Annotated in this window: 17 protein-coding genes and 1 pseudogene; 15 read left to right on the forward strand and 3 right to left on the reverse strand. The window is 35.6% G+C overall.

Annotation, left to right across the window (positions count from 1 at the left end):
* Positions 1-55 precede the first annotated feature (55 nt).
* Positions 56-2,185: an LTA synthase family protein gene (locus AC4G3L_RS13155; RefSeq protein WP_491077439.1), complete on the reverse strand. Its 2,130-nt coding sequence runs from the start codon at positions 2,183-2,185 to the stop codon at positions 56-58.
* Between the two features lie 187 nt (positions 2,186-2,372).
* Here AC4G3L_RS13155 and AC4G3L_RS13160 point away from each other — a divergent pair, with 187 nt between their 5' ends.
* From AC4G3L_RS13160 to AC4G3L_RS13170, 3 genes are all read left to right on the forward strand, one after another.
* The gene (locus AC4G3L_RS13160; RefSeq protein ID WP_491077440.1) at positions 2,373-3,554 is read left to right on the forward strand and encodes a processed acidic surface protein; all 1,182 of its coding nucleotides are present in this window, start codon (positions 2,373-2,375) and stop codon (positions 3,552-3,554) included.
* Positions 3,551-4,165: a class D sortase gene (locus AC4G3L_RS13165; protein ID WP_491077441.1), complete on the forward strand. Its 615-nt coding sequence runs from the start codon at positions 3,551-3,553 to the stop codon at positions 4,163-4,165. The genes AC4G3L_RS13160 and AC4G3L_RS13165 overlap by 4 nt, the downstream gene beginning before the upstream one ends.
* 168 nt (positions 4,166-4,333) lie before the next feature.
* The gene (locus tag AC4G3L_RS13170) at positions 4,334-5,347 is read left to right on the forward strand and encodes an LCP family protein (RefSeq protein WP_491077442.1); all 1,014 of its coding nucleotides are present in this window, start codon (positions 4,334-4,336) and stop codon (positions 5,345-5,347) included.
* A 216-nt stretch (positions 5,348-5,563) separates the two neighbouring features.
* Here AC4G3L_RS13170 and AC4G3L_RS13175 read toward each other — a convergent pair whose 3' ends face one another.
* Positions 5,564-6,637: a glycosyltransferase family 4 protein gene (locus AC4G3L_RS13175; protein WP_491077443.1), complete on the reverse strand. Its 1,074-nt coding sequence runs from the start codon at positions 6,635-6,637 to the stop codon at positions 5,564-5,566.
* 297 nt (positions 6,638-6,934) lie between these two features.
* Positions 6,935-7,669 (reverse strand): WecB/TagA/CpsF family glycosyltransferase, encoded by a 735-nt coding sequence (locus AC4G3L_RS13180; protein ID WP_491077444.1) that lies wholly within the window; start codon positions 7,667-7,669, stop codon positions 6,935-6,937.
* Positions 7,670-8,024: 355 nt separating this feature from the next.
* On the opposite strand from AC4G3L_RS13180, the gene AC4G3L_RS13185 reads away from it, so the two are divergent.
* The 12 genes and pseudogenes from AC4G3L_RS13185 to tagH form a co-directional block, all read left to right on the forward strand.
* Positions 8,025-9,443 carry an MBOAT family O-acyltransferase gene (locus AC4G3L_RS13185; protein WP_491077445.1) on the forward strand — a complete coding sequence of 473 codons (1,419 nt, stop codon included), beginning with the start codon at positions 8,025-8,027 and terminating at the stop codon, positions 9,441-9,443.
* A 12-nt stretch (positions 9,444-9,455) separates the two neighbouring features.
* The gene (locus AC4G3L_RS13190) at positions 9,456-10,631 is read left to right on the forward strand and encodes a DHHW family protein (protein WP_491077446.1); all 1,176 of its coding nucleotides are present in this window, start codon (positions 9,456-9,458) and stop codon (positions 10,629-10,631) included.
* A 371-nt stretch (positions 10,632-11,002) separates the two neighbouring features.
* Positions 11,003-13,375 carry a glucosaminidase domain-containing protein gene (locus tag AC4G3L_RS13195; protein WP_491077447.1) on the forward strand — a complete coding sequence of 791 codons (2,373 nt, stop codon included), beginning with the start codon at positions 11,003-11,005 and terminating at the stop codon, positions 13,373-13,375.
* Between the two features lie 342 nt (positions 13,376-13,717).
* Entirely contained in the window at positions 13,718-14,434 is a 717-nt protein-coding gene (locus tag AC4G3L_RS13200) for an IspD/TarI family cytidylyltransferase (RefSeq protein ID WP_491077448.1), read from the forward strand.
* Positions 14,427-15,458 (forward strand): ribitol-5-phosphate dehydrogenase, encoded by a 1,032-nt coding sequence (locus AC4G3L_RS13205; protein ID WP_491077449.1) that lies wholly within the window; start codon positions 14,427-14,429, stop codon positions 15,456-15,458. The genes AC4G3L_RS13200 and AC4G3L_RS13205 overlap by 8 nt, the downstream gene beginning before the upstream one ends.
* Before the next feature lie 31 nt (positions 15,459-15,489).
* Positions 15,490-16,662, forward strand: coding sequence for a CDP-glycerol glycerophosphotransferase family protein (locus tag AC4G3L_RS13210; RefSeq protein ID WP_491077450.1), 1,173 nt, complete (start codon positions 15,490-15,492; stop codon positions 16,660-16,662).
* 42 nt (positions 16,663-16,704) lie between these two features.
* Positions 16,705-17,883 (forward strand): CDP-glycerol glycerophosphotransferase family protein, encoded by a 1,179-nt coding sequence (locus AC4G3L_RS13215; RefSeq protein WP_491077451.1) that lies wholly within the window; start codon positions 16,705-16,707, stop codon positions 17,881-17,883.
* Positions 17,884-17,929: 46 nt separating this feature from the next.
* Entirely contained in the window at positions 17,930-20,251 is a 2,322-nt protein-coding gene (locus AC4G3L_RS13220; protein ID WP_491077452.1) for a bifunctional glycosyltransferase/CDP-glycerol:glycerophosphate glycerophosphotransferase, read from the forward strand.
* Positions 20,252-20,494: 243 nt separating this feature from the next.
* A complete protein-coding gene (tagD, locus tag AC4G3L_RS13225; RefSeq protein WP_491077453.1) occupies positions 20,495-20,893 on the forward strand; it encodes a glycerol-3-phosphate cytidylyltransferase in 399 nt (132 codons plus the stop codon).
* Entirely contained in the window at positions 20,886-22,082 is a 1,197-nt protein-coding gene (locus AC4G3L_RS13230; RefSeq protein WP_491077454.1) for a CDP-glycerol glycerophosphotransferase family protein, read from the forward strand. Before tagD ends, AC4G3L_RS13230 begins: the two co-directional genes overlap by 8 nt.
* 59 nt (positions 22,083-22,141) lie before the next feature.
* Positions 22,142-22,948: an ABC transporter permease gene (locus AC4G3L_RS13235; protein WP_491077455.1), complete on the forward strand. Its 807-nt coding sequence runs from the start codon at positions 22,142-22,144 to the stop codon at positions 22,946-22,948.
* 18 nt (positions 22,949-22,966) lie between these two features.
* Positions 22,967-23,746, forward strand: a pseudogene (gene tagH / locus AC4G3L_RS13240) (teichoic acids export ABC transporter ATP-binding subunit TagH); the annotation flags it as partial.
* Positions 23,747-23,874: the final 128 nt, after the last annotated feature.

Raw genomic sequence — 23,874 nt, forward strand, 5'->3', positions numbered from 1 at the left:
AATGTATATGAATGTATAACAAACGCCCCTCCATATAAATTAGAGGGGCGTTTGTTTATTCGTTTACTGAAAATTTCTTTGTCTTCAGTAGGGTTGATTTCCGATCATCCTGTACTTCAAAATAAACCTTTTTTGGACTTCCCTTGACCTTAAAAGTCGAGGTACCCTCATCTGATTCTACCCAAGTAATCTCTAGCTCATCATCGGATTCATTAAATAGCTTGGCGTACTTAGGAATTCCCTCTGCATGAATCAAAATTTCTCCATCACTTTTAGTTATGCTGACTTTTGGATCCTCTGTCCAGCCGACAAGATAATCAGGATTATCTTTTGTTGCCAAGCTTGTCTCCATAAAATATCTTTTACCGTGAAGGATGTCATATTGAAGCATTTGTAAATCCATCATCTCATTTGTATAAATGCCCATTTCCTTTGTAAACTGCTTATATGGGAAGTAGGAGTTTCCGCTCTCTGCAACTTGAGTCAACAAGTTTGTAATCGCATTCCCCTCTATATGGGCCATATCTGTAACAATTTGGCTGAACATATTTGGTGTTACGTCTTTTTCCAGTGGTGTATTTTCTTTGCTGTTCCAAATGAAGTAAGGGACACTATGAAGTTTCATCCAGTCCTCGTAGCTTCCATTTAAACTGGTTGAAAAATTTAAACCGCTTTTTCCATACACAGTGTCAAATGGCGTAAACCCTGGGAAATGGTCACCCCAAAAAACTACAATCGTTGGTCTTTCCAGTTCTTTCAATTCCCCTAGCATTCTGCCCAATTCTTTGTCCACGCTGTTTAATTTGTTCACATACGTACCAAATGTTTCATAAGTGTCCAGATTCATTTTTGTCTTATCCAGAAAAGGTGAACCACTTTTTGTTCGAGGATATGGCATATGAGCTTCAAGTCCTACTGAATGGATAAAGGATGGGTTATCATTTTCCTTTACAATTTTCAAGATAGAATCAGTCATATGTCTATCGGATGGATATCCTTTCCCACTGTCAAATGGGAAATCAAGATTCATGAAGTCACCGGATATAAAGCGATCGAAACCCAGATTTTTATAAACAGAAGACCGCTGATAATACCAATTCTTAAAAGCATGGATAGCTGTAGTCTGATACCCTGCTTCATTAAATTCCCATGCAACGGATGGAATCGATTTATTTAAATATTGATTATATGCTACATCGTCTCCTGGGAGGAATTGTCTGCTTAAACCTGTTACCGCCTCAAATTCGACATTTGCTGTTCCTCCGCCATACTCAGGTGAATACATAAAACCATGCATGGATTCCTGGAAAGCTTTTCTGAAGTTAGGCGTGGGATCTTCAGTGAAATATTGCTCACCCCAAATATACGGGTCAACAAAAGCTTCACTCATAATATAGATCACATTTGGTTGTTCGCTTTCTTCAAGTGTTTGTTTCGCAGTTTCGGGTTGGTATTTATCTGCAAGTTCTTGAATTTTTGCCTCAGAATAACCTTCAGGCGGCTTGATTTGTGCCTTTTTAGCAAATAGAGTGAAATTACCTATTAACCCATTTTCGCTGATTCCGAGCTCTGGACGCCAGCGCGTGTACCAAAGATCTGCCTTTGCCATTGGAGAAATTGGTTTCTCATTCCATAATATAAGTAGGAAAACGATTGAACCCGCAAATAATAGAGTCTTAGAGATCCAAAGTTCTTTTCCTTTTGGTAAGAAAAAGATCATTAGGATCCCGGCTATAAGAATGCTAACTCCCAAAATAATAGGCTTCCAAGGTATTTCTAGATTATCTAAACCCTGTAACTCATTAATAAGGCTTAAATCAGAAAGCATGATGGGACTATTTCGTAACTCAAGTTTCATTTGATTGGCAAATGTAAAGAGAATAAATAAACCGCTTATTAATAGAGAAGTAAAGTAATAAAGTTTTCGTGGAAGTATATAAAATAAATTTATTACGGCAAAATAAATCAGGTAGTTTAATAGGAAAGCTTTTGGCTTCAAATCAAAAAATTCACCAAGCGTGTATAAATTTAATTCATTCCTGACCATTGTTTCGCAAATAATCATTACCAATAAAGGTAAGAGAAATACAAAACATACAGTAATAATAGAAAGCCAAATAGAAGAGGCTTTTATTATTTTCTTTTTATTTACGGATGAATGTAGCTGCTTTCGTGTCTCTAACAAAGTTTCATTGCCTCCTTTAGGCAAATAGTATTATATCTTGAATGTTTCTCTAGCTATTCTAAGCCATATCATCATAATAATACATGATTTTCTCTTTTTTTGAAATTTTGTGGAAAAATTTACTAAAACATATTATACTAAATTTGGAATGTAATAATTTTGTAACATTACTTTTAAGGGGGAAAAAATGAAACGTTTAGCCTTGTCTCTAGTCGCTTGTCTGTTGTTATTTACAGTATTGAATCCAGTAGTAGGTTTTGCTGCAATGAATGAAGAAGATTTTAATAAGTTTGCTGAAACAGAAGGGATTTCACCTGACACATTAAAAGAACTCATACTTACATATTTAGGTAAAGAATATTCCGATTATAACTCAACTGAGGAATTAAAAATAGCATTGGGTGATAAAATTACTGGTGATAATCTCAATGCTCTTATTGAAACAAATGGATTTTCCAGTAAAGAAGAATTGATGGAAGAATTGGCTTACCAAGATGGGTATGATCAATCTAAATCAATAGAGGAATATTATGTTTATATTAATATTTTAAAACATGCATTAAGCCTAGAAGATTTTGAGGGAACTGAGATCACAGATGAATCCTTGAAACAATGGCTTGCAGATTACGAAATGACTTTGGATGAGTTAAATAAGATGTTATCCAGTAATGGAGATAGCCTGTCCAACTATAAATACCTTGAGGATCTTGAAGAAGCAGTGTTGGGTTATATGTTTATGGATGCCCTGTTAGAGATGCTTGCTCAATTCGGCATTGATAGGCAAGAATTAGAGAATATAGAGAAACATCTTTCAACTGTAGATTTTGAAGATCCAGCACTTGAGGAGAAACTCTTAGAATTAGAAGAACGTGCGGATAATCTGCCTGATTTTGAAAGCGCATCAGAATTAACTGAGGCACAAATGAAAGAAATTATTGATTTATTTAATGACGTTTTGGACATTTACCAAATGGAAGCAAAATTTTATTTAACGAAAGATGGCAATAAGAAAGCCATTACTATAGAAGAACTTATGGTTCTAGAGTCCACGAATGGTGCAGATTTGTTAATTGAGTTTTACAGCAAGCAAGGGGAATTTCTTGCAGATATGATTATTACAGCTGACATGTTTGGGTCTGATTTAATTGATCAAGTTACTGCACCAGTAAAGAAAGTTCCAGTAAAAACTGTACCGGTAAAAACTGTACCTAAAACTGAGGTGGAGAATAAAACAGGTAAAACAATTAACGGAGGTAAATTGCCAAATACAGCCGGAAATTATACTGAAGGTGTATGGATGGGCTTAGGAATCTTAGTGGCAGGCGTTGGAATGGTACTGTTCCGTCGAAAAAATAAGGATGCTGCATGATTTCTAAAAGAAGAGTAATGGCGCTTATAGCCGGCCTGCTCATCATAGTAGGTATAAGTGTGATCATTAAGAATGGTCTGCCTCTCATCACGGCTAAAACACCTGATTTGAAAGTAACTGAGGCTGCACCTGAACCTGTGGCTGCACCGATGAACACAACTGAAGAAAAAGACTCATCGGAGGACTTATATAAAGTATATCCAAAACAGGGTGAAGAATTCGGTGAATTGATTATCCCAAAAATCTCAGCTCAACTTCCTATCATTGAGGGAACAGATGAGGACGAATTGGAAAAAGGTGTAGGACATTATGCAGATAGTGTCCTGCCTGGAATGAAAGACAATTCAGTTCTTTCGGGGCATCGTGATACGGTATTTCGTAAACTTGGACAGATTGGTAAAGACGATGAATTAATTGTAAAGACAGTAGCTGGAACATTTACCTATAAAGTCTTCGGTGTTCGCATTGTCGATGCTGATGACCGGACTGTTATTGTGCCTAAGTCACGTCCTGTTTTAACCGTAACTACCTGTTATCCGTTTGATTATATTGGCGATGCACCTCAGCGTTATATACTGTCAGCGAACTTGATAAAAATGGAAAGACACTAGAATGAAATTCTTTATTCCAGTGTCTTTTTTTGTTAATTTAACTGAATAAAGAGTTTCAACCTTTTTTCAGGATTAAATTTTGATTTACGGAATTTAAGAAAAAGGGTAAAATGATGTATGACTCAAAAATGACTTCTATTTTTTAATATATATAAAAGGAGAAAACCAATGCAAAATAGGCAAATGCGCAAGGTGAGGCGCAGGAGGAAAAATAAGAAACGTATCGCAGCAGTTATCTTATTACCAATCCTTATTGTTGTTTTAGTCGCTAGTGGTTATGCAGGTTATTTATATGTGAAGGCTCAAAACGTCCTTTCCGAATCATTTGATGAAAACTTTGCAAATGATGGACGGAATGTAAATCCTGCTAAAGATAATGTATCCGTGTTATTTATGGGTGTGGATGATAGCAGTGTGCGTAATAATGAAAAAGGATCCAGAACGGATGCGCTTATGCTTGCTACATTTAATGATAAAGACAAAACCGTTAAATTATTAAGTATACCGCGTGATTCCTATGTATATATTCCTGGAAAAGAAGATTATTCAAAAATTACACATGCTCATGCATATGGCGGTGTTAAATATACAATTGATACAGTTGAAGAATTACTGGATATTCCCGTAGACTACTATGTAAAAATGAATTTTAATGCGTTTGTGGATGTAGTTGATGCTTTGGACGGGATCGATGTCGAAGTGCCTTATACATTCACTGAGCAAAACTCAAGTGATCAACAAGGTGCCATTACTCTTGAAAAAGGAATGCAAACCTTAAATGGAGAAGAGGCATTGGCTTTAGCCAGAACAAGGAAGAAAGACAGTGATATTGAGCGAGGGAAACGTCAGCAGGAGATTCTTACCGCTATTATTGATAAAGCAGCTTCGGCCGGATCGATTACGAAATATGCCGATGTGATTGAAGGTATCGGTAAAAATATGAAGACCAATATGACCTTTAAAGAAATGAAGAGTTTTACGAGCTATATACTGGCAGCATCTAATCTCCAAATCGAATCCATAAATTTGGAAGGTCAGGATTCTTACATTGGCGGTACGTATTATTATCAATTGGACGAGCAAGCCCTGGAAAATATGAAACAGGAGCTCCAGCAACATCTTGATTATAAAGAGACTTCAGAAACAGAATCGATTCCCAATGGTTCAGTAATAGTTGAATGAAGATGAATGGCTAAACCCCGAATTCTTAAATAGAATTCGGGGTTTTAGCATTTATAGAGAGAAGATTGGTATCTGTGTAAGGCTGGTACTATTAGGCGAGATCAAAGCATGATAGTTCTTAACTGAGTTTAATTGAAATAAAAAGTGAAGATAGAGGTAGATTAAATTCCTATTAAAAAAGCCGCCATTTATTAAATGGCGGCTTAACAATTCCTATCAGGGTCTTTCTTTTGAATCAGTTGTACGTAATGCTAAAAGCTTATGCAATGGTCTGTGGTTTTCACCAAGAAGACCAATTCGTTCAACCAGCAGCTCTAGTAAGATTAGCAGAATGAAAATAACGAATACTCCGCCCCAGAAAGTGGCCATACTAAAGATGAAAGCAGCCAGTCCAAAGACGGCAGCCATCGCATAAATCATCAGAACCGTTGTCCTGTGAGAATAGCCTACACGCAATAAGCAGTGATGCAAATGAGACTTATCTGGTGCATGTAGTGGTTTCTTCTGCAAAAACCTGCGTACGATGGCAAAGAATGTATCTGAAATAGGTACACCTAAAATCACAATCGGTATAATCAAGGAAATCACAGTAACATTTTTAAATCCTAAGAGGGATAGTACGGATATCATGAAACCAAGGAACATCGCCCCTGTATCTCCCATGAATATCTTAGCCGGGAAGAAATTAAATCTCAAAAACCCTAAGGTACTTCCAGCCAGAATTAAAGCAATCATAGCCACGAATATATCGCCGATTCTAAAGATTGCCATTCCGGAGATGGTCAGTAGTGCTATAGTTGAAACACCTGCTGCCAATCCATCTAATCCGTCAATCAAGTTTATGGCATTTGTGATGCCAACAATCCAAATGACTGTGATCGGTATTGCCATAAAGCCAAATTCAATCGTATCCCCAAATGGTGTATTAATATAGTTGAGCTGGATATCGCCGACAATGACTATGGTTAAAGCAGCAGCAATTTGCCCCAGTAACTTCACTTTTGCATTCAATTCATAAATGTCATCAAATATGCCGAGAATCAAGATGACTGCTGCACCGAAAAAGATGGCCGAAAATGTATCTGATCGGGCTATTTCCGGTGAAAAAATCGGGAGTGTCATAATAAAACTTAGGAATATAGCCAATCCGCCCATGCTTGGCATTACTTTCATGTGCACTTTTCTATTGTTGGGAGCATCAGTAGCTCCTATTTTATGAGCTAGTTTAATAACAAATGGGGTGATGAGTACGGTCAGGCATACGGCAACTATAAAAGCTGCAATTAACAAAATTTCCACCCTCTATTCTTATAAGTCTGAATAAAAGTACCCTTTTGCGAGTATCTTTAAACCAAATCGGAGTATATAGGTTAGTAGATTGAAATAGTTGTATAAATATATCAATCTCAAGTATCAATTATATACGGTTTACGTCAAAACCTCTACTAAAATTTAATTTCTTCCTCATTATTTTACAAAATATGTAACTATAAAAGCTCTATAACTAGTTATACTTTTAAAACAATGATGAAGGATATGGAAAAAATTAATACAACAAAGAGAAAGGAAATAGGATTCCCTTTCATCTCATTTAAGAAATTTATGTTTTAAAACTCTTAATAGGAATAACGGAAGGACCAGCATTCGTTTCCAACGGCTTGGCTGCTTGAACAGCCTGTACAGCCATTCAAGATTCATCTTAATCCAAATTTCCGGTGCTCTTTTCAGTTTGCCGGAAAAAACATCGAAACTGCCTCCAATACCAATGAAGAGTCCTTTATCAAATTTATCGTAATGTTTGTTGATCCAATTTTCCTGACGTGGAAAACCCATGCCAAGTAAAATGAGATCTGGTTTTAAAGCACTAATTTCCTCGGCAAATTGATCGTCCTCTATATCAAAAAAGCCATTGTGATATCCAACCAGTTCAACATTTGGGTAGGATTGTTTGACTTTTTCGGCGCAAATTTCAATTACATCAGCTTCAGCTCCAAGCATATATATGCGCAAAGGCCGCTTGGTATTCATCTTAAAAAATTCAAGCATCATATCATAGCCGGCTATTCTCTCTTTTAATGGTGTGTTGAGGATTTTTGATGCCATAATAATCCCAACGCCATCGGGTGTGATATAGTCAGCTTGCATAATGATCTTACGGTAATCTTTATGATTGCGTGCATATTCGACAATCTCCGGATTGGCGGTAACGATAAAAGTTTTTTCCTCTGCATCAATCCGCGTCTTTATCTCCGAGTGAATAAAATCTTCCATCGTCGATGAGTAAAAAGGTATACCTTCTATATAAATAACATTCTTTTTCATGAGTATGTCTGCCCTTCTAAAAGTAATCCATTTTTTAATTTCCTTTACAAAAGATTATAAAGGAAATTTCAATATAAATCATTAAGGTGGTAAATAGGAAAAACCTCGTTGTATTCCTATTTTTTAAGTAGATTCGGGGAATCATAACTCTAGACTGGCCTTGAATTTCAGTGATTCGGCGTCTTTACTACGGAGATAATCAAGGAAACTTAAGAGAGAGCCAATCTGATGTTCATAGAAGGAGAAAACTAGAAATAAATAACATATAAGTATAAAAGTGTATATTATTCCCCGCGTATATGATATGATTTTTTTGGTTTTTATATTTATTGTGAAGGCAAAGAGAGGGAAGCACATGTTATTTAGTTCGACTGTTTTTTTATTCTTATTCCTACCAATTGTTTTAGTTCTATACTTTATGGTTCGACCAGGACTTAAGAATATCGTGCTGCTGGCGGCAAGTTTATTATTCTATGCTTGGGGTGAACCAAGATTTGTAATCGTTATGATTATATCTATTATAATGAATTACTTTTTTGGACTATTTGTAGACGCTAAAAGAGACAAAAAGACGCAAGTTAAATGGATATTAGGGATTATGGTTGTATCCAACCTTTTATTATTGGGAGTTTTTAAATATTCGAACTTCCTGGTTGATAGTATAAATGGAATACTCCATACTTCGATTTCAATCCCAACTATACCATTACCAATCGGTATATCTTTCTTTACATTCCAGGCTATGAGTTATGTAATAGATGTTTACCGGAGGGACGGGGATGTGCAGAAAAACCCTCTAAATATGGCCCTTTATATTTCTTTGTTTCCACAATTGATTGCCGGTCCAATTGTGCGCTATCAAACTGTGGCAGATCAAATTAAAGTACGATTTGAAAACTTCGATAAATTTTCTGAAGGCGTAAAACGATTCATTATTGGTCTCGCAAAAAAAATGCTGCTTGCCAATAACTGTGGATTAGTAGCTGACCAAATTTTTGCGCTCCATCCTTCAGAGATGTCAACGGGTCTGGCTTGGATTGGAATCATTGCTTATTCACTCCAAATATATTTTGACTTCTCGGGTTACTCTGATATGGCGATTGGTTTAGGGAAAATGTTTGGATTTGAATTCCTGGAGAATTTCAACTATCCATACATTTCAAAGTCCATTGCTGAATTTTGGAGAAGGTGGCATATTTCTTTAGGATCTTGGTTTAGAGATTATCTTTATATTCCATTGGGTGGTAATAGAAAAGGAAATCTACTTACTTACAGGAACCTTTTGATTGTATGGTTTGCCACAGGATTATGGCATGGGGCGAGCTGGACTTTTATAGCTTGGGGATTATATTATGGTTTATTTATTATGATGGAGAGAGCATTCCTTGGAGGTTTATTAAAAAGAATCCCGACATTCCTGCAACATCTATACGCATTGGTTGTCGTATTAATCGGTTGGGTTTTCTTCCGATCAGAGACTTTTGATTATGCATTTGCTTATATACAGACCATGTTTGGCTTTAATGGTACTGGCCTATGGGATCTTCAGGCGAAATATTATAGTTTTGAATATGGCATCATTATTTTACTAGCTATTATAGCAGCGACACCTATCCTTAATTTACTAAGAGAAAAAGTAACAGTGTCATCGTCTAAAATGATGATTGGTGGCAGAGAAACTGTATCTGCTGTCTATTATGTGGCTATATTTGTTCTATCCGTTACCTATGTTGTTTCGAATACGTTTAATCCTTTTATTTATTTCCGCTTTTAAAGGAGTAATCACATGGCAAAAAAAATAAACCGATATTTTATAGCTATATTCTTCTTGTGCTCTATTTTTATTTTTGGTATATGGTCTTTGATTGATGAGGATCGTAAAAGCTCAGAAATGGAAGGAAGGACTTTGGAGAAGCGACCTGATTTAAATGTAGAGACTGTTACCTCTGGTGAATATTTCAGCAGGTTTGATGATTACTATAATGATCAATTTCCTTTACGTAATCAATGGATAGAAACTAATTCATTTGTAAGTCATCATGTTTTTGGACAGCGCCTCTTTAAGGATGTTTATATTAATCGTGATGGATATATGATTAGCGCGTTGGCACCTAAAAAAACAGATGAATCCATCAAGCTTGTTAATACAAAGATTAATGACTTCTCTGCTGATTTAAAGGAAAAAGGCATACCTGTCTATTTTGCATTAGCTCCTAATAAGACGACAATGATGGAGCATCAATTGCCGGATTATATAGAGAGCAACGCTAATAAACTGTCTGATGAATTATCCAAAGGGTTTTCTGGTGATGTAAATTTCCTTGATTTGAGATTAGCTATTCAGCCGCATATGGGTGAAGAAGACATGTATTTTTATACGGACCATCACTGGAAGCCAAAGGCAGCCTATTATGCTTATAGTGAAATTGTTGATAATATGAACGCTCACTTGCCTGATATTGGACAACCTTTACCTATGTCAGCCTATAAATGGAGAGAGGACACTACGCCTTTTTATGGCTCTGAAGCGAGGAAAGTCGGCAAGAGCAATGTATCTAAAGTAGACACGATTACGATAGTGGAGAAAAAAGTAGAAGAAAAACCACTTGAAATATCTTATAGAGGTAAAAGTAATCAACCTCTTTTTAATGAAGAGGTGCTGAAAAAAGAAGATGTATATACGAATCGTTATGTTAGTTATTTTTCTGGAGATGTCCCGGAAGGAATTATTCGAAATCCGAACGTGCATAATGGCAAGAAGGTATTAATTCTTAAGGATTCTTATGCAAATGCCATGATTCAATTTTTCCCTTTTCATTTTGAGGAAACCAGAGTTTTAGATTTAAGGCACTATAAGAATATGACTGTTAAGGACTATATCGTTAAGAATGAAATTGATGCAGTGGTATTTGTCCATAACATTAATTCGATTCTTATTACCCCTCAATTTTTAAATTTTTAAGGTTTATATAAATCGTATAAACACAAAAGAAGCTTGAGCTAACGCTCGGCTTCTTTTGTGTTTATTTAAAAATCTCCGAATTCAGCTTTACTGCGTTGTATTCCATTGTGTATAATGAGCTATTTTTATTATAATTTGTACTTTTCCTTCCATTTGTTGTTAAATTTCATGAAAGTGTAGCGTCTTATTTTAATAGTTTGTTAGAATATCAACGTGTCTTTTTGTGCCCTTGTTGCCTTTTATATCCATTTTTAGAAATAAAAAGAAAAAACAGAATAGGAGGGTTTATAAATAGAATAGGATATAAAGTCTCAATTGCATACAGCCAAGACTAAATTTTCAACCTGAGAGATTCAAATGAAGGAGATATAATGACTGTCATAAAAAAAATAACTGTAATTTTAGTTATTCTGTGTCTTATGATTTCAGTAATGCCTTATCAGTCGCATGCCTTAGTAACAGAAGAGATACCTGATGATACTAAGGAAGTGACAGCTCTAGTATTTACTGAAGACGAAAGCGATACTATTAATCTTTATAAGGAAAATAATCAGGAGAGCGAGATTCTAACTCAGTTGAAAAACAATACTGAGGTTACTGTTATAAGTGAAGATAGAAGCTTTGTTCTTGTTGAATATAGTATTCCGGAAAAGAATGAAATATGGAAAGGTTATGTAGAGAAGCTACATATTAAACTACCTATTCAAGAAATAGAGGAAGAAGAATCACAAGAAGAAACACAAGTTGAAGAACCTATTGCTGATCAACTTCCTTCTAATGAAGTCCCTGGAGAAGGAATCCCTTCTGATATGGAGGACAACCAATTTGCCGAGGATCAACTCTTTATAGAACAAGAACCCATAATGGAAGAAGAACAGCAGGGAAATGAGGAAGGTAATGTTCCTGCAGGTGTTAGTTCTGTGGTCTACGAGGGTGTCACTTTGAATTCTACAAACGTATACGCCTCTCCATCTAAAAGTGCCAAAGTTCTTAGAACGTATTCAAAAGGTACAGTTCTCAAATTTTATACTTATTCGTCTGAATGGTATTGGTCTAATATTACTGTTGATGGTACATTCACTAAAATTTATATAAATAAGGAAGATATTGATCAAGCTACGGACAATCCGGTAAAGGGTGAAGGAGTTACTCTAAAAAATCCTACTAACATGTATGCTTCACCATCCACTCACGGTAAAGTTCTTAGAACGTATGCTTCCGGTACGGTTTTGAAGTTCTATACCTTTACTTCAGAGTGGTATAAATCCAATATTACGGTTAACGGAAAATGGACAACGATTTATATTAATAAAAAGGATATAGAACTTCCGACAACAAACCCAGTAAGAGGTGAGGGAGTTGCGGTTAAAAACCCTACAAATATGTATAGTTCTCCTTCAACAGGTGGGAAGGTACTCAGGACGTATCCGGCAGGGACCGTTTTAAAATATTATAGCTATACCACAGGTTGGTATCGTTCAAATATCACTGTTAATGGGAAATGGACGACTATTTATATTAAGAAAAGTGATATAGAGCAGCCTGTTAGTAACCCGGCAAGAGCTGAGGGAATTGCGCTGAAAGAACCCACAAATGTGTATTCTGCTCCTTCGAGAGATGCGAAGGTATTAAGAAAATATGCTTCAGGTACGATTTTAAAATATTACGATTACACGACTAATTGGTATAAATCAACGATAACGGTAAATGGAAAAGCAACTACCATTTACATTCATAAAGCAGATATTGAGCAAACGGATAGACAATCAGCAGTTTTACAGGGAATCACAGTGGGATCTCCTGTAAATGTTTATCAATTACCATCAACCAACTCTAAAGTCCTGCGAAAATATAATAAAGGGACCATACTGAAATATTATGATTACAGTCCAAATTGGTATGTTTCTGGAATTACGGTAAATGGTAAGTTTCAAAATGTTTATATACGTAAGGTTGATGTAAGTAATGAACAGATTAGTCAATATTCCATTACCTTAGATCAAGCAGTAGCAATGCAGATGAAACAAAAAAATCCTCCGCCACAAACAGATACTACCGGGGTCTTATCGAAATATAGAAATTTTATAACCTCCTTAGATAGAGCATCAGATCCTGGTTTTTTCGATGCAACTGCTGAGCAGGTGCGTTATTATTTGGATCCCAAAAATTTCTCCGCGGCTTCCACTAGCTTTTATCAATTCTTAGTTCTGTCTTCTCCTGCAGGAACCAATGTGACAGAAGTTAACAATACAATTTTGAAGGGCAGAGGAGTATTAGCTGGAAAGGCCTCCTCCTTTATAAAGGCTGCTAAGACTCATAATATTAATGAAGTATATTTAATCAGCCATTCATTATTGGAAACCGGAAATGGAACTAGTTCATTGGCAAAAGGGATAAAGTATAATGGCGTTACAGTGTACAATGTATACGGCATTGGAGCTTTTGATGGAGATGCTACTAATAAAGGTGCAGAGTATGCGTATAAGCAGGGGTGGACGACAGTAGAAAAAGCCATCATAGGCGGCGCGGCATTTGTATCAAAGAACTATATACATGCCGGCCAAAACACTCTATATAAAATGAGATGGAATCCGGATGCAATGGTTAAGTATGGTTATGCTACTCACCAATATGCATCTGATATTGGTTGGGCTGTCAAACAAACAAGAAAAATGGCTGAAATGTACGCAAGCTTAACACAATATAACTTGCTTTATGATGTACCTGTTTATAAAGCAAAGTAGTATTTTCATATGAAGCTTAAAACCTCCAAAACTAGTTAGTTCACCTGCTATATTTTCAGCATGGCGATAACGGTTTTGGAGGTTTTTATTTAGAACATTGCTATTGTTTAACAGCCTTGGTAATAGCTAATTATTCTTATGCATGTTAAAAGAGATACGTTATATGATATGGTAATTATATAGGATTCATAGGTATGTCCGATTTCTTGGAGCTGGCAGAGACATACTTGAAAAGGTATAAGAAAAAGTGTATAGTTTACATGGATTTTTATAATGTAGTTTAATGGTGAATTTTAATCTTTTTTATCATATATTTGAATTAAAAAGAAATGGGGTAAGGTAATGATTTATGCAGAAATATTAGCAGGTGGTAAAGGCACTCGTATGGGTAATACGAATATGCCTAAACAGTATTTACCTTTAAATAATAAACCAATCATCATTCATACCATAGAGAAATTTATGCTAAATGATCGCTTTGATAAAATTTTAGTCGTTACACCTAAAGAATGGATTAATCATACGAAAGATATCATCAGAAAATTTATTGGACAAAATGACAGCATCATCGTTGTACAAGGCGGTAAAGACCGTAATGAATCTATTATGAGTGGTATTCGCTATATAGAGCAGACTTTTGGAGTTAATGATGATGATGTCATCATTACTCACGATTCCGTACGCCCGTTTCTGACGCATCGGATTATTGAAGAGAATATTGATGCCAGTCTTAAATATGGTGCGGTTGATACAGTAATTGAAGCAATAGATACGATCATTCAATCTGAAGATGGAGAAACCATTTCAGATATCCCTGTTCGTGATACGATGTTTCAGGGGCAAACTCCACAAAGCTTTAATATCAAAAAACTGACTGAACACTATACCTCTTTAACAGATGAGCAAAAGCGTATTTTAACTGATGCTTGTAAAATTTGTGCTCTAAAAGGTGAAAAAGTCAGACTCGTTAAGGGTGAAGTATTTAATATAAAGGTTACTACACCATATGATTTGAAAGTTGCTAATGCTATTATACAGGGGCGGATAAACAATGATTAATCAAGTATATAGGCTTGTTTCGCCAAGGCAATTTGAAGTTTCGTATACGGATCGTTCTTTAAAAGATGATAAAGATTCCGTTGTCGTAAGGCCAACTCACCTATCCATTTGTGCTGCCGACCAACGTTACTATACGGGTACCCGCGGAAAGGAAGCTATGGCGAAAAAGCTACCAATGGCCTTAATTCATGAAGCGATAGGTAAAGTAGTCTATGATCCAAAAGGCGAGTTTAAAAACGGAACGATGGTCGTGATGGTGCCTAATACACCGATTGAAAAAGATGAAGTAATTGGTGAGAACTATCTGCGTTCCAGCAAATTCCGTTCAAGCGGCTACGATGGATTTATGCAGGATTATGTCTTTATGGGACGTGACCGGATCGTTGAATTACCGGAAGGAATTGACCCGTATGTCGTCGCATTTACAGAATTGATGACCATTACAACTCATGTCTTATCCCGATTTGATAGTCGATCTCATAAACGCCGCAATGTATTTGGCGTATGGGGAGATGGAAACCTTGGGTTCATTACGACTCTATTCCTGAAAAAAATGTATAAAGACTGCAAAGTAATTATCTTCGGTAAAACGGGCTATAAATTGGACAACTTCTCCTTTGTAGATGAAGTTTATACAATTGATGAAATTCCGGAAGATTTGAGAATTGACCATGCATTTGAATGTGTTGGCGGGAAGGGAAGCCAGTATGCCATTGATCAGATGATTGAACACCTTCACCCGGAAGGTTCTATCTCTTTAATGGGAGTTTCCGAGTTCCCAGTTGAAGTGAATACCAGAATGGTTTTAGAAAAAGGGATTACGTTAATAGGAAGCAGTCGCAGCGGACGTGAAGATTTTGTGAAAACTGTTAACTTCCTCAAAGAAAACCCGGACGTTGTAGAATATTTAGGAACCTTAGTCGGTGATGTACAAGAGGTCAAAACGATTGGGGATATCTTATCTGCATTCGAGAAGGATTTGACGTCCTCTTGGGGAAAAACCGTAATGGAATGGAAAATATAATTTTGAATATCGGAAGGCAGGAAGACAAATTATGAAGAAGTTGAAGATGATACCGACGTTATTAACAAAGTATAGTATTCAACTTGCTTATACTTTGTCTTCCCTTTTTTTGAAAGTTAATCCTAATAAAGTAACAATTGCTACCTACCGTTCCAACGAACTGGAAGGGAATTTATCCCATATAGCAAATGAAATAGACAAAAATGGTGGGCAAAAAAAGTGTTATGTATTGGCTAAAAGATTTGATAGCTCTCCTAAAGGGAAAGTATCTTATTTTTTCCATCTTATTCGAGCCAGTTTTCATTTGGCTACATCTCGCTTTTTTATTGTAGATGATTTTTATTTTCCTATTTACGTGGTGAAGCCACGGGAAGGTTCTGAAATTATTCAGCTTTGGCATGCTGCCGGAGCTTTTAAGAAGTTTGGCTGGAGTACAATTGGCAAGAAATTTGGACCAAGTGAAGATTATTTAAAAACAGTTAAAGTACACTCTAATTATTCCAGGGTTTATGTCAGTTCAGCAAAAGTGATTTCAGCTTATGCAGAAGCCTTTCATATGCCCGAAGAACAAATATATCCTTTAGGAGTACCCAGAACAGATTATTTTTATAACCACGAGGAACATGAAAGCCTTAGGAATCGGTTTTATCAGCAATATCCACAGTTCCAAGGGAAAAAAATAATTCTATATGCTCCTACATTTCGTGGTAAGAGTCATTATCAGGAAGAATTTGCTTTGCCTATGGATTTAGAGTTAATGCGAAATAATCTGGGTGATGAGTATATTCTAATTATTCATTTGCATCCTTATATGAAGTTACATTTAAGTGGCATTGAAAATCATAGTGATTTCGTACTGCATATCAAAAAGGGATATACTATTCAAGAGTTATTGGTTTTAGCAGACATGTTAATTACAGACTATTCTTCTGTAATCTTTGACTATAGTCTATTGAAGCGTCCGATTGCTTTTATAGCCAATGATTTAGAGGAGTATTTAGAAGAAAGAGATTTTTATTATCCGTATCTTGATTTTATACCCGGACCATTTTTTACAGAAACGTTACCGTTGGTTAATTGGATTAAAGATAAAGACTACCATATCAATCAAATTGAGGAATTTCAGCGGGAGTTCTTTGATTATACAGATGGAAAAGCCAGTGAAAGAATTGTAAATCACTTATTAATGAGTGAAGAAAAATAGGCTATTATATGTTAGTTTTATAGACAAAAGTGAGTGATCTGTATGGACAAAATAAATTCACCTCTAAGAATAGCAGCAAAAATAAAAGAAAATAAGGGAAGAATTTTTAATCGCTTTTTCTCTACCTATGTATTCAGGTTTGCTTATCGACTGTTTTGCCTTTTACCAATCAATGCAAAGAAAATATTGTTTGCTTCCGATAGCCGCACCAAAATGGAAGGTAATTTTCGTTTTGTATTTGATGAATTACAAAGGCAAAATAGAGATTTCACTTACCGATATATGTTAAAAGAAGGGACAGCAGCCAAGAAAACCTGCAAGGAAATTTTGGAGCTGGCCTATCATTTAGCTACATCGAAATACATCATACTTGATGATTTTTATCCAATGGTGTATCCATTGAAAATCAGAGAGGGAGCTGAGTTGATTCAGCTTTGGCATGCGGTTGGAGCCTTTAAAAAATTTGGATTCAGTCGTGTCGGTTTGCCGGGAGGCCCTAATCCCGATTCCTTAAATCATAAAAACTATACAAAGGCGATAGTCAGCTCCAAAAATGTCGCAAAGCATTATGCTGAAGGATTTGGAATTGATGAAAGTAAAGTGATCGCTACGGGTATACCCAGAACGGATATATTCTTTGATCAGGAATATAAAACGAAAAAGAGAAATGAGCTTTATGAACAGTTTCCTTTTCTTAAAGATAAAAAGGTTATTTTATTTGCACCAACCTTTCGAGGGCCAGGGCAACAGTCTGCTTATTACCCATTAGAATACTTAAATTTAGATAAAATCCATCAAGCATTTCATGATGAATATATATTTTTATTTAAGATTCACCCATTTGTTAAGGAAAAATGGGAAATACCGCTTATGTATAGTTCTTTTTTTTATGATTTCTCATTCTATAGTGAAATCAATGATTTATTATTGATTACAGATCTTTTGATTACCGACTATTCATCTGTGTGCTTTGAATTTGCATTATTGGATAAACCCATGATTTTCTATGCGCCTGATATGGAAGAATATACTTCAGAAAGAGACTTTTATTATGACTACCAATCCTTTATACCCGGTCCTCTAGTTAGAACTGAGGAAGAATTGATTCATACGATAAAAAACAGTCGTTTTCATACTGATAGGCTGAAGGCGTTTAGAGAATACTTTTTTGATGATATCGATGGAAAATCCAGCAGGCGAGTTGTCGATTTATTAAAATGAGGAATATTAAAATAGAAAACAACTACTAAGAGGGGTTAAAGTCAATATGGATACTAAACAAATAGAGGGTGTAAATAATCAAAATATTAAAGTAAGTGTTATTACACCCGTATACAATGTTGAAGAATACTTAGAAGAAACATTAGATTCATTAGTCAATCAAACCCTGTCACCAATAGAAATCATCATGGTAGATGATGGCTCATCTGATCGCAGCCCAGAGATTATTGAAGAATACAGCCGGAGATATCCCAACATTATTTTCGTGAAGCAAGAGAATTCTGGTCCAGGAGCAGCCCGCAATAATGGTTTGAAAATCTCGCGGGGAGAGTTTATTAGTTTTGTGGACTCAGATGATATACTGCCGAATGATGCATTGGAAAGTATGTATGAAGCTGCTCTTGCCAAAAAGTCTGCTCTTGTGCTGGGTGCATCCCTGAGTTTTAACAAAACAGAGACTTGGTATATCGGAAGTCATTACAATAATGGAGTGTATGACGAGGGTGAGAAGAATTTAGTTGCTAATCAGGAATTACTCTATTCTTTAGGTCCCTGCAATAAACTTTATCGTCGTGACATTGTTCAGGACATTTCATTCCCGGCAGGAATAAAAGTGACAGAAGATCAACCGTTTGTAATTGAAGCATACTTACGAGCGGGCAGTGATATTTATACAGTTGATAAAGTGATTTATAATTACCGTTCCAGAGAAGATGAAGATAATTTATCTTTATCACAAACAGTACGTGTCAATTCAGTCAGTGTGCTAAAAGACATTATGAAGAGTATGTCTATTTCTGATCCTCTATGGGATCAATATATTGAGAATGAAGTGGCGCGTTTCCAAGTTAAGAAATATTATTATAATCGTTTGGTTTCTGCAGATATATGGCCGGCTATCCGTAATGCCGTGGATAGCAGAGATAACGAGATCGCGGTTCAAACCTTTGAAATTTTTAATGAGTGGCTAAAGGGTCTGGATAAAGAACTGTTTAATGAAATTCCATCCCTTCATACGGTTATTTTTAAAAACCTGGTAAATCGTTTTGATTTAATGGGAACTTCTGCGAGAAGAAGTTATCAGGAATGTTTGGATATTGCCTTAAAAAAGACATCGTTTAAAACGGAATCTAGATTATTAGAAGCTCCTGCTTTTAAACAAACATTCAAGGTGGCAAAAAAAGCTGGAGAGAAGAGCAGCTTACTCCCTATTCAGATGTATGTGTATAAAAGAAAATACAAAAGGTTTAGAACCAAAGTAAAAACTGCAGCGGTAAGACGCATTGTTTTTCCGTTATGCGGATTTTTGCCACTGCAAAATAAAATTACATTTGCCACAAATAAAATGCCAAGACTTCAGGACTCTTTTGAGTATATTTATAATGAAATCGCTGAGACGAGACCTGGCTATAAAGTCGTAGGGCATTTTAAAAAGAAAAGGTCCTGTAAGGATTTCGCAAAATTATATTATGACATTGCGACTTCGAAATATGTCATTTTGGATGACTATTACCGTCCATTATATAAACTAAAGGTCAGAAAAAGAACAGAGGTTATTCAAACCTGGCATGCAGCAGGGGCCTTTAAGAAATTTGGACATAGTGCAGTAGGTTATCGAGAGAGCAACACGAGAGAATTCGAAAACCAGGCTCATGGCTCCTATACGAAAGTGGCCGTGACAAGTAAGGAAATCATCCCGCATTATGCGGAAGCCTTTAATATATCTAAAGAAAATGTATATCCAATCGGACTTCCGAGAACAGATGCGTTTTTTGATAAAGAAGGAATTGAATATATTAAGCAAAAATATACAGCGGTTTATCCCGCTTTGCGTAATAAGAAAATCATTACGTATGCTCCAACCTTTAGAGGAGGTCCAGGAAAGCGTGCCAGCTTCAATATCCAACTGGATCTAAAGAAAATGGCGAAAGAGCTTTCTGATGAGTACGTATTAATACTAAAGCTCCATCCATCTGTCACTAAAGGGATTGACATTCCGAAAGAAGCCGAGGATTTCGTATTAAATTTAAGTAAAAATGATATTAATAACGTTCTTTCTATTACAGATATATTGATCAGTGATTATTCCTCCGTTATTTTTGAATATGCACTGCTTGAAAGACCGATGATTTTCTTTGCGTACGATTTGGAGGATTATCTGGAGGATAGAGGGTTCTACTATGAGTACAAAGAATTTATTCCAGGACCTCTTGCAGAGAAAACGGAACAAGTGATATCTCTGATTCATCAAGATTTCTTTGACATCCAAAAGGTTAAAGCTTTTAAAGAACGATTCTTTGAAGATTTTGATGGACAAGCGTCTAAACGTTTTGTTGAAACATTTATAAAGCCAATTAAGAAATCATGATCGAACAGGTCATGATTTCCTTTTTTTGTGAGATGAAAACTATCCGTGTAAATGGTATGATGCATTAAGTTTATGTTACAAATAGTCCATGGATACGTTATAATTTAGAGTGTATTCGACACAGGTTTGAAAGTTCGATACAAGAGTTATATAATTAACAATAGGTTTTTAATATGATTATAAGTTGCTCCGTTTTTTGGTCAGTTACCAGTTTGCTAATGAACTAGGTAAGGAGATGTAGAAATGAAAAAGATTATTACGTACGGCACCTTTGACTTGTTGCATGTCGGTCATATCAATATTTTACGAAGAGCCAAAGAAATGGGCGATTATTTAGTAGTGGGCTTATCCACTGATGAATTCAATAAAGAGAAAAATAAAAAGGCTTATCATAGCTATGAAAATAGAAAAATGATTCTGGAATCCATTGAATTTGTGGATGAAGTGATTCCTGAAGAAAACTGGGAACAGAAGATTAAAGACATTAAAGAACATGATATAGATGTTTTTGTTATGGGAGATGATTGGGATGGGCATTTTGACTTTCTAAAAGAGCACTGTCAGGTCGTATATTTACCGAGAACAATTGGTATTTCCACATCCCAAATAAAAAAAGATTTATTCAAGGTGAAAAATGGGTAAAGAGCTAATTATTCAGATATATTTGTTCGTTTTTAAAATCATTTTTAATATTTTCAATCTATTTCCTGTTAAAAATAAAGTAACCTTTGTTGTCTCTTTTGGTGATAACACTCAGTATGTTTATGAGGAAATGCGTCGAAAGCATGTTTCTTTTGACGTGGTTTTTTTATGTAAGGGCTCAAGTTATAAGAGATTTCAGCAATATGAAGATGCCAGGATCGTTTTAATTGAAACTAAAAACCCTATTGATTTCATCCAATCTGTTTATCATTTAGCTACATCGCGTTATATATTGGTTGATAATTATTTTGGTTTTTTGGCATCTACTGAATTCAGACCGGAAGTGGAATGCATTCAGTTATGGCATGCATCGGGAGCTATCAAGAAATTTGGCTTAGAGGATGCTTCTGTTCAAAACAGATCAGATCAAGCAGTCAAACGCTTCATGGATGTCTATAAACGCTTTAACAAAGTAGTAGTTGGTTCTGACATTATGGGCACTTACTTCATGAATGCATTTAATTTAAAGGGAGAAAATATCCTTAGAACTGGTATCCCCCGAACTGACTTTTTTTATAATCAAAACGAGAAAGAAAATGTATTCAATCGTTTGACCAAGAAAAATAAATTACTTTGGGATAAAAAAGTAATTTTATATGCACCGACTTATCGCGATAATGAATTAAATAAATTCCAGTTAGAATTAGATTTAAAAAAATTATATGAAGAATTACATGACGAGTATGTCGTTATATTACGCTTGCATCCAGCCATTAAGGATATTCCGGATTTTACTAAAGTCTATCCTAGGTTTGTCCTGAATTATTCTTCGCCAGAGTGCGATATTAATGAATTACTGGTGGTTGCTGACATTTTAATAACCGATTACTCATCTATCTCATACGAATTTTCTTTATTAAAGAAACCGATGATATTCTTTGCGTATGATTTAGACGAGTATACAAGAGACAGAGGATTATGGGATCAATACGAAAACATGGTCCCAGGACCAGTAGTAAACAATACAGAGGCGATTATTGACCTCATTAAAGAGAACAGTTTTAATATGGACATGATTGAAGAGTATGCGAATAAATGGAATAAGTATTCAAAAGGTCATTCAAGCGAGAACTTAATTTCATATTTATTTGATGAAAAAACAATACTATCCAAACAGAGAGCGCTGTAATAGACTCTTTGCAATACATGTATCTGTCTTAAAATAGTGGGGAAGGATATTCAAAATTTATGAAGTCTATGTTTACGGTCATACAAGAACAAATACGTTCATTTTATTTAATCAGACGATTGTCTGTATTTGAATTAAAGAGTGCAAATAACAACAACTATTTAGGAATTATGTGGGAATTCTTAAATCCCTTGATTCAAATTGGAGTTTACTGGGTCGTATTCGGTATGGGAATCCGGGGAGGCAGAGAAATTGGAGACGTGCCGTTTATCTTCTGGATGTTATCCGGTATTTCCCTTTGGTTCTTTGCCAATCCTGCCATCATGGATGGAACAAAATCGATTTATACGAGAATTAATTTTATTTCTAAAATGAGTTTTCCTATGAGTGCGATTCCGTCTTATGTTATTATGTCGAAATTTTATCAGCATATTGTTATCGTGATACTTGTATCCATCATTTTGCAGTTTGGCGGATTTCCTATATCTGTTTATTATTTGCAGTTGCCTTATTTTATGGCTGCAGCGATGATCCTATTTTTTGCCGTTACGCTCGTAACATCCACACTGGCTACCATTGTTCGTGATGTAACGATGATTGTCCAAGCTATTATGAGAATGCTGATTTATTTAACCCCTATCTTGTGGGTATCAAACAGTTTGCCTGGATTTTTACAAATGATTATAAAATTTAATCCACTTACTTATTTAGTGGAAGGGTATCGTGCAGCGATGCTGGGTCAATCGTGGTATTTCATTGAGCATTCATACTATACCTTATATTTTTGGGGAGTAACGATTGTATTACTCATGATTGGATCAGTGCTTCATTTGAAATTTAGAAATCATTTTGTCGATTATTTGTAAAATGGAGTGAGGTCTACTATGAATACAGTTATTGTAAAAAATGTTTATAAAAGATACAGAATGCATAGCAAAACCTCAGAAAAACTACTGGATATTATTTTGCCGGGAGGATATGGTGAGGATTTCTATGCGCTTCAGGATATAAGTTTTACAGCCAGTAAAGGAGATGTTATTGGACTGATTGGGGTTAATGGATCAGGTAAATCAACTTTATCCAATATTATTGCTGGTGTTGTCCCTCCTACGATGGGTTCGGTCGAGACAGTTGGACAAACTTCATTGATTGCGATTGCTTCTGGTTTGAATAACCAGCTGACAGGCCGGGAAAATATTGAATTGAAGTGCTTAATGCTAGGATTCAATAAGAAACAGATTAAGGAATTAGAGCCGGAAATCATTGAATTTGCGGATATCGGCAAATTCATCGATCAGCCTGTTAAAAAATATTCCAGCGGGATGAAATCAAGACTTGGTTTTGCGATTTCTGTAACTGTGGACCCCGATATTCTGATCATTGATGAAGCTTTATCCGTGGGAGACCAGGCTTTTGCCGAGAAATCGAAAAAGAAAATGTACAGTTTCCGCGATCAGGGAAAAACTATTTTCTTCGTCAGTCATGCAATTGGGCAAATTAAGGATTTTTGTAATAAAGCTCTTTGGCTGGAATATGGAGAAATAAAGGACTTTGGTACAGTAGAAGATGTCGTGCCAAAATATGAAAAGTTCCTGAAAGAATACAGAGCGATGACTGCAGCTCAGCAAAAAGAATTTAGAGAAGCTGCTATGAAAAAACAAAGCAGCATGACGATTACATCAAAATAAGATATCGGGAAAATTTACAAGGCTATCATCATGGGATGATAGCCTTTTTGAGTTCTAAATAACCATAGGTTTAGTTTCAATTAAAATAAAAATAGAGATTGGTA

The organism is Bacillus sp. z33, from assembly GCF_058313615.1.

Excerpts from the sequence above, each read along its gene's own strand:
- AC4G3L_RS13220 (WP_491077452.1), top strand. The coding sequence starts at position 17,930 with ATGGATACTAAACAAATAGAGGGTGTAAATAATCAAAATATTAAAGTA.
- tagD (WP_491077453.1), top strand. The coding sequence starts at position 20,495 with ATGAAAAAGATTATTACGTACGGCACCTTTGACTTGTTGCATGTCGGT.
- AC4G3L_RS13200 (WP_491077448.1), top strand. The coding sequence starts at position 13,718 with ATGATTTATGCAGAAATATTAGCAGGTGGTAAAGGCACTCGTATGGGT.
- AC4G3L_RS13165 (WP_491077441.1), top strand. The coding sequence starts at position 3,551 with ATGATTTCTAAAAGAAGAGTAATGGCGCTTATAGCCGGCCTGCTCATC.
- AC4G3L_RS13210 (WP_491077450.1), top strand. The coding sequence starts at position 15,490 with ATGAAGAAGTTGAAGATGATACCGACGTTATTAACAAAGTATAGTATT.
- AC4G3L_RS13215 (WP_491077451.1), top strand. The coding sequence starts at position 16,705 with ATGGACAAAATAAATTCACCTCTAAGAATAGCAGCAAAAATAAAAGAA.
- AC4G3L_RS13230 (WP_491077454.1), top strand. The coding sequence starts at position 20,886 with ATGGGTAAAGAGCTAATTATTCAGATATATTTGTTCGTTTTTAAAATC.
- AC4G3L_RS13160 (WP_491077440.1), top strand. The coding sequence starts at position 2,373 with ATGAAACGTTTAGCCTTGTCTCTAGTCGCTTGTCTGTTGTTATTTACA.
- AC4G3L_RS13195 (WP_491077447.1), top strand. The coding sequence starts at position 11,003 with ATGACTGTCATAAAAAAAATAACTGTAATTTTAGTTATTCTGTGTCTT.
- AC4G3L_RS13190 (WP_491077446.1), top strand. The coding sequence starts at position 9,456 with ATGGCAAAAAAAATAAACCGATATTTTATAGCTATATTCTTCTTGTGC.
- AC4G3L_RS13180 (WP_491077444.1), bottom strand. The coding sequence starts at position 7,669 with ATGAAAAAGAATGTTATTTATATAGAAGGTATACCTTTTTACTCATCG.
- AC4G3L_RS13235 (WP_491077455.1), top strand. The coding sequence starts at position 22,142 with ATGAAGTCTATGTTTACGGTCATACAAGAACAAATACGTTCATTTTAT.
- AC4G3L_RS13205 (WP_491077449.1), top strand. The coding sequence starts at position 14,427 with ATGATTAATCAAGTATATAGGCTTGTTTCGCCAAGGCAATTTGAAGTT.
- AC4G3L_RS13185 (WP_491077445.1), top strand. The coding sequence starts at position 8,025 with ATGTTATTTAGTTCGACTGTTTTTTTATTCTTATTCCTACCAATTGTT.
- AC4G3L_RS13170 (WP_491077442.1), top strand. The coding sequence starts at position 4,334 with ATGCAAAATAGGCAAATGCGCAAGGTGAGGCGCAGGAGGAAAAATAAG.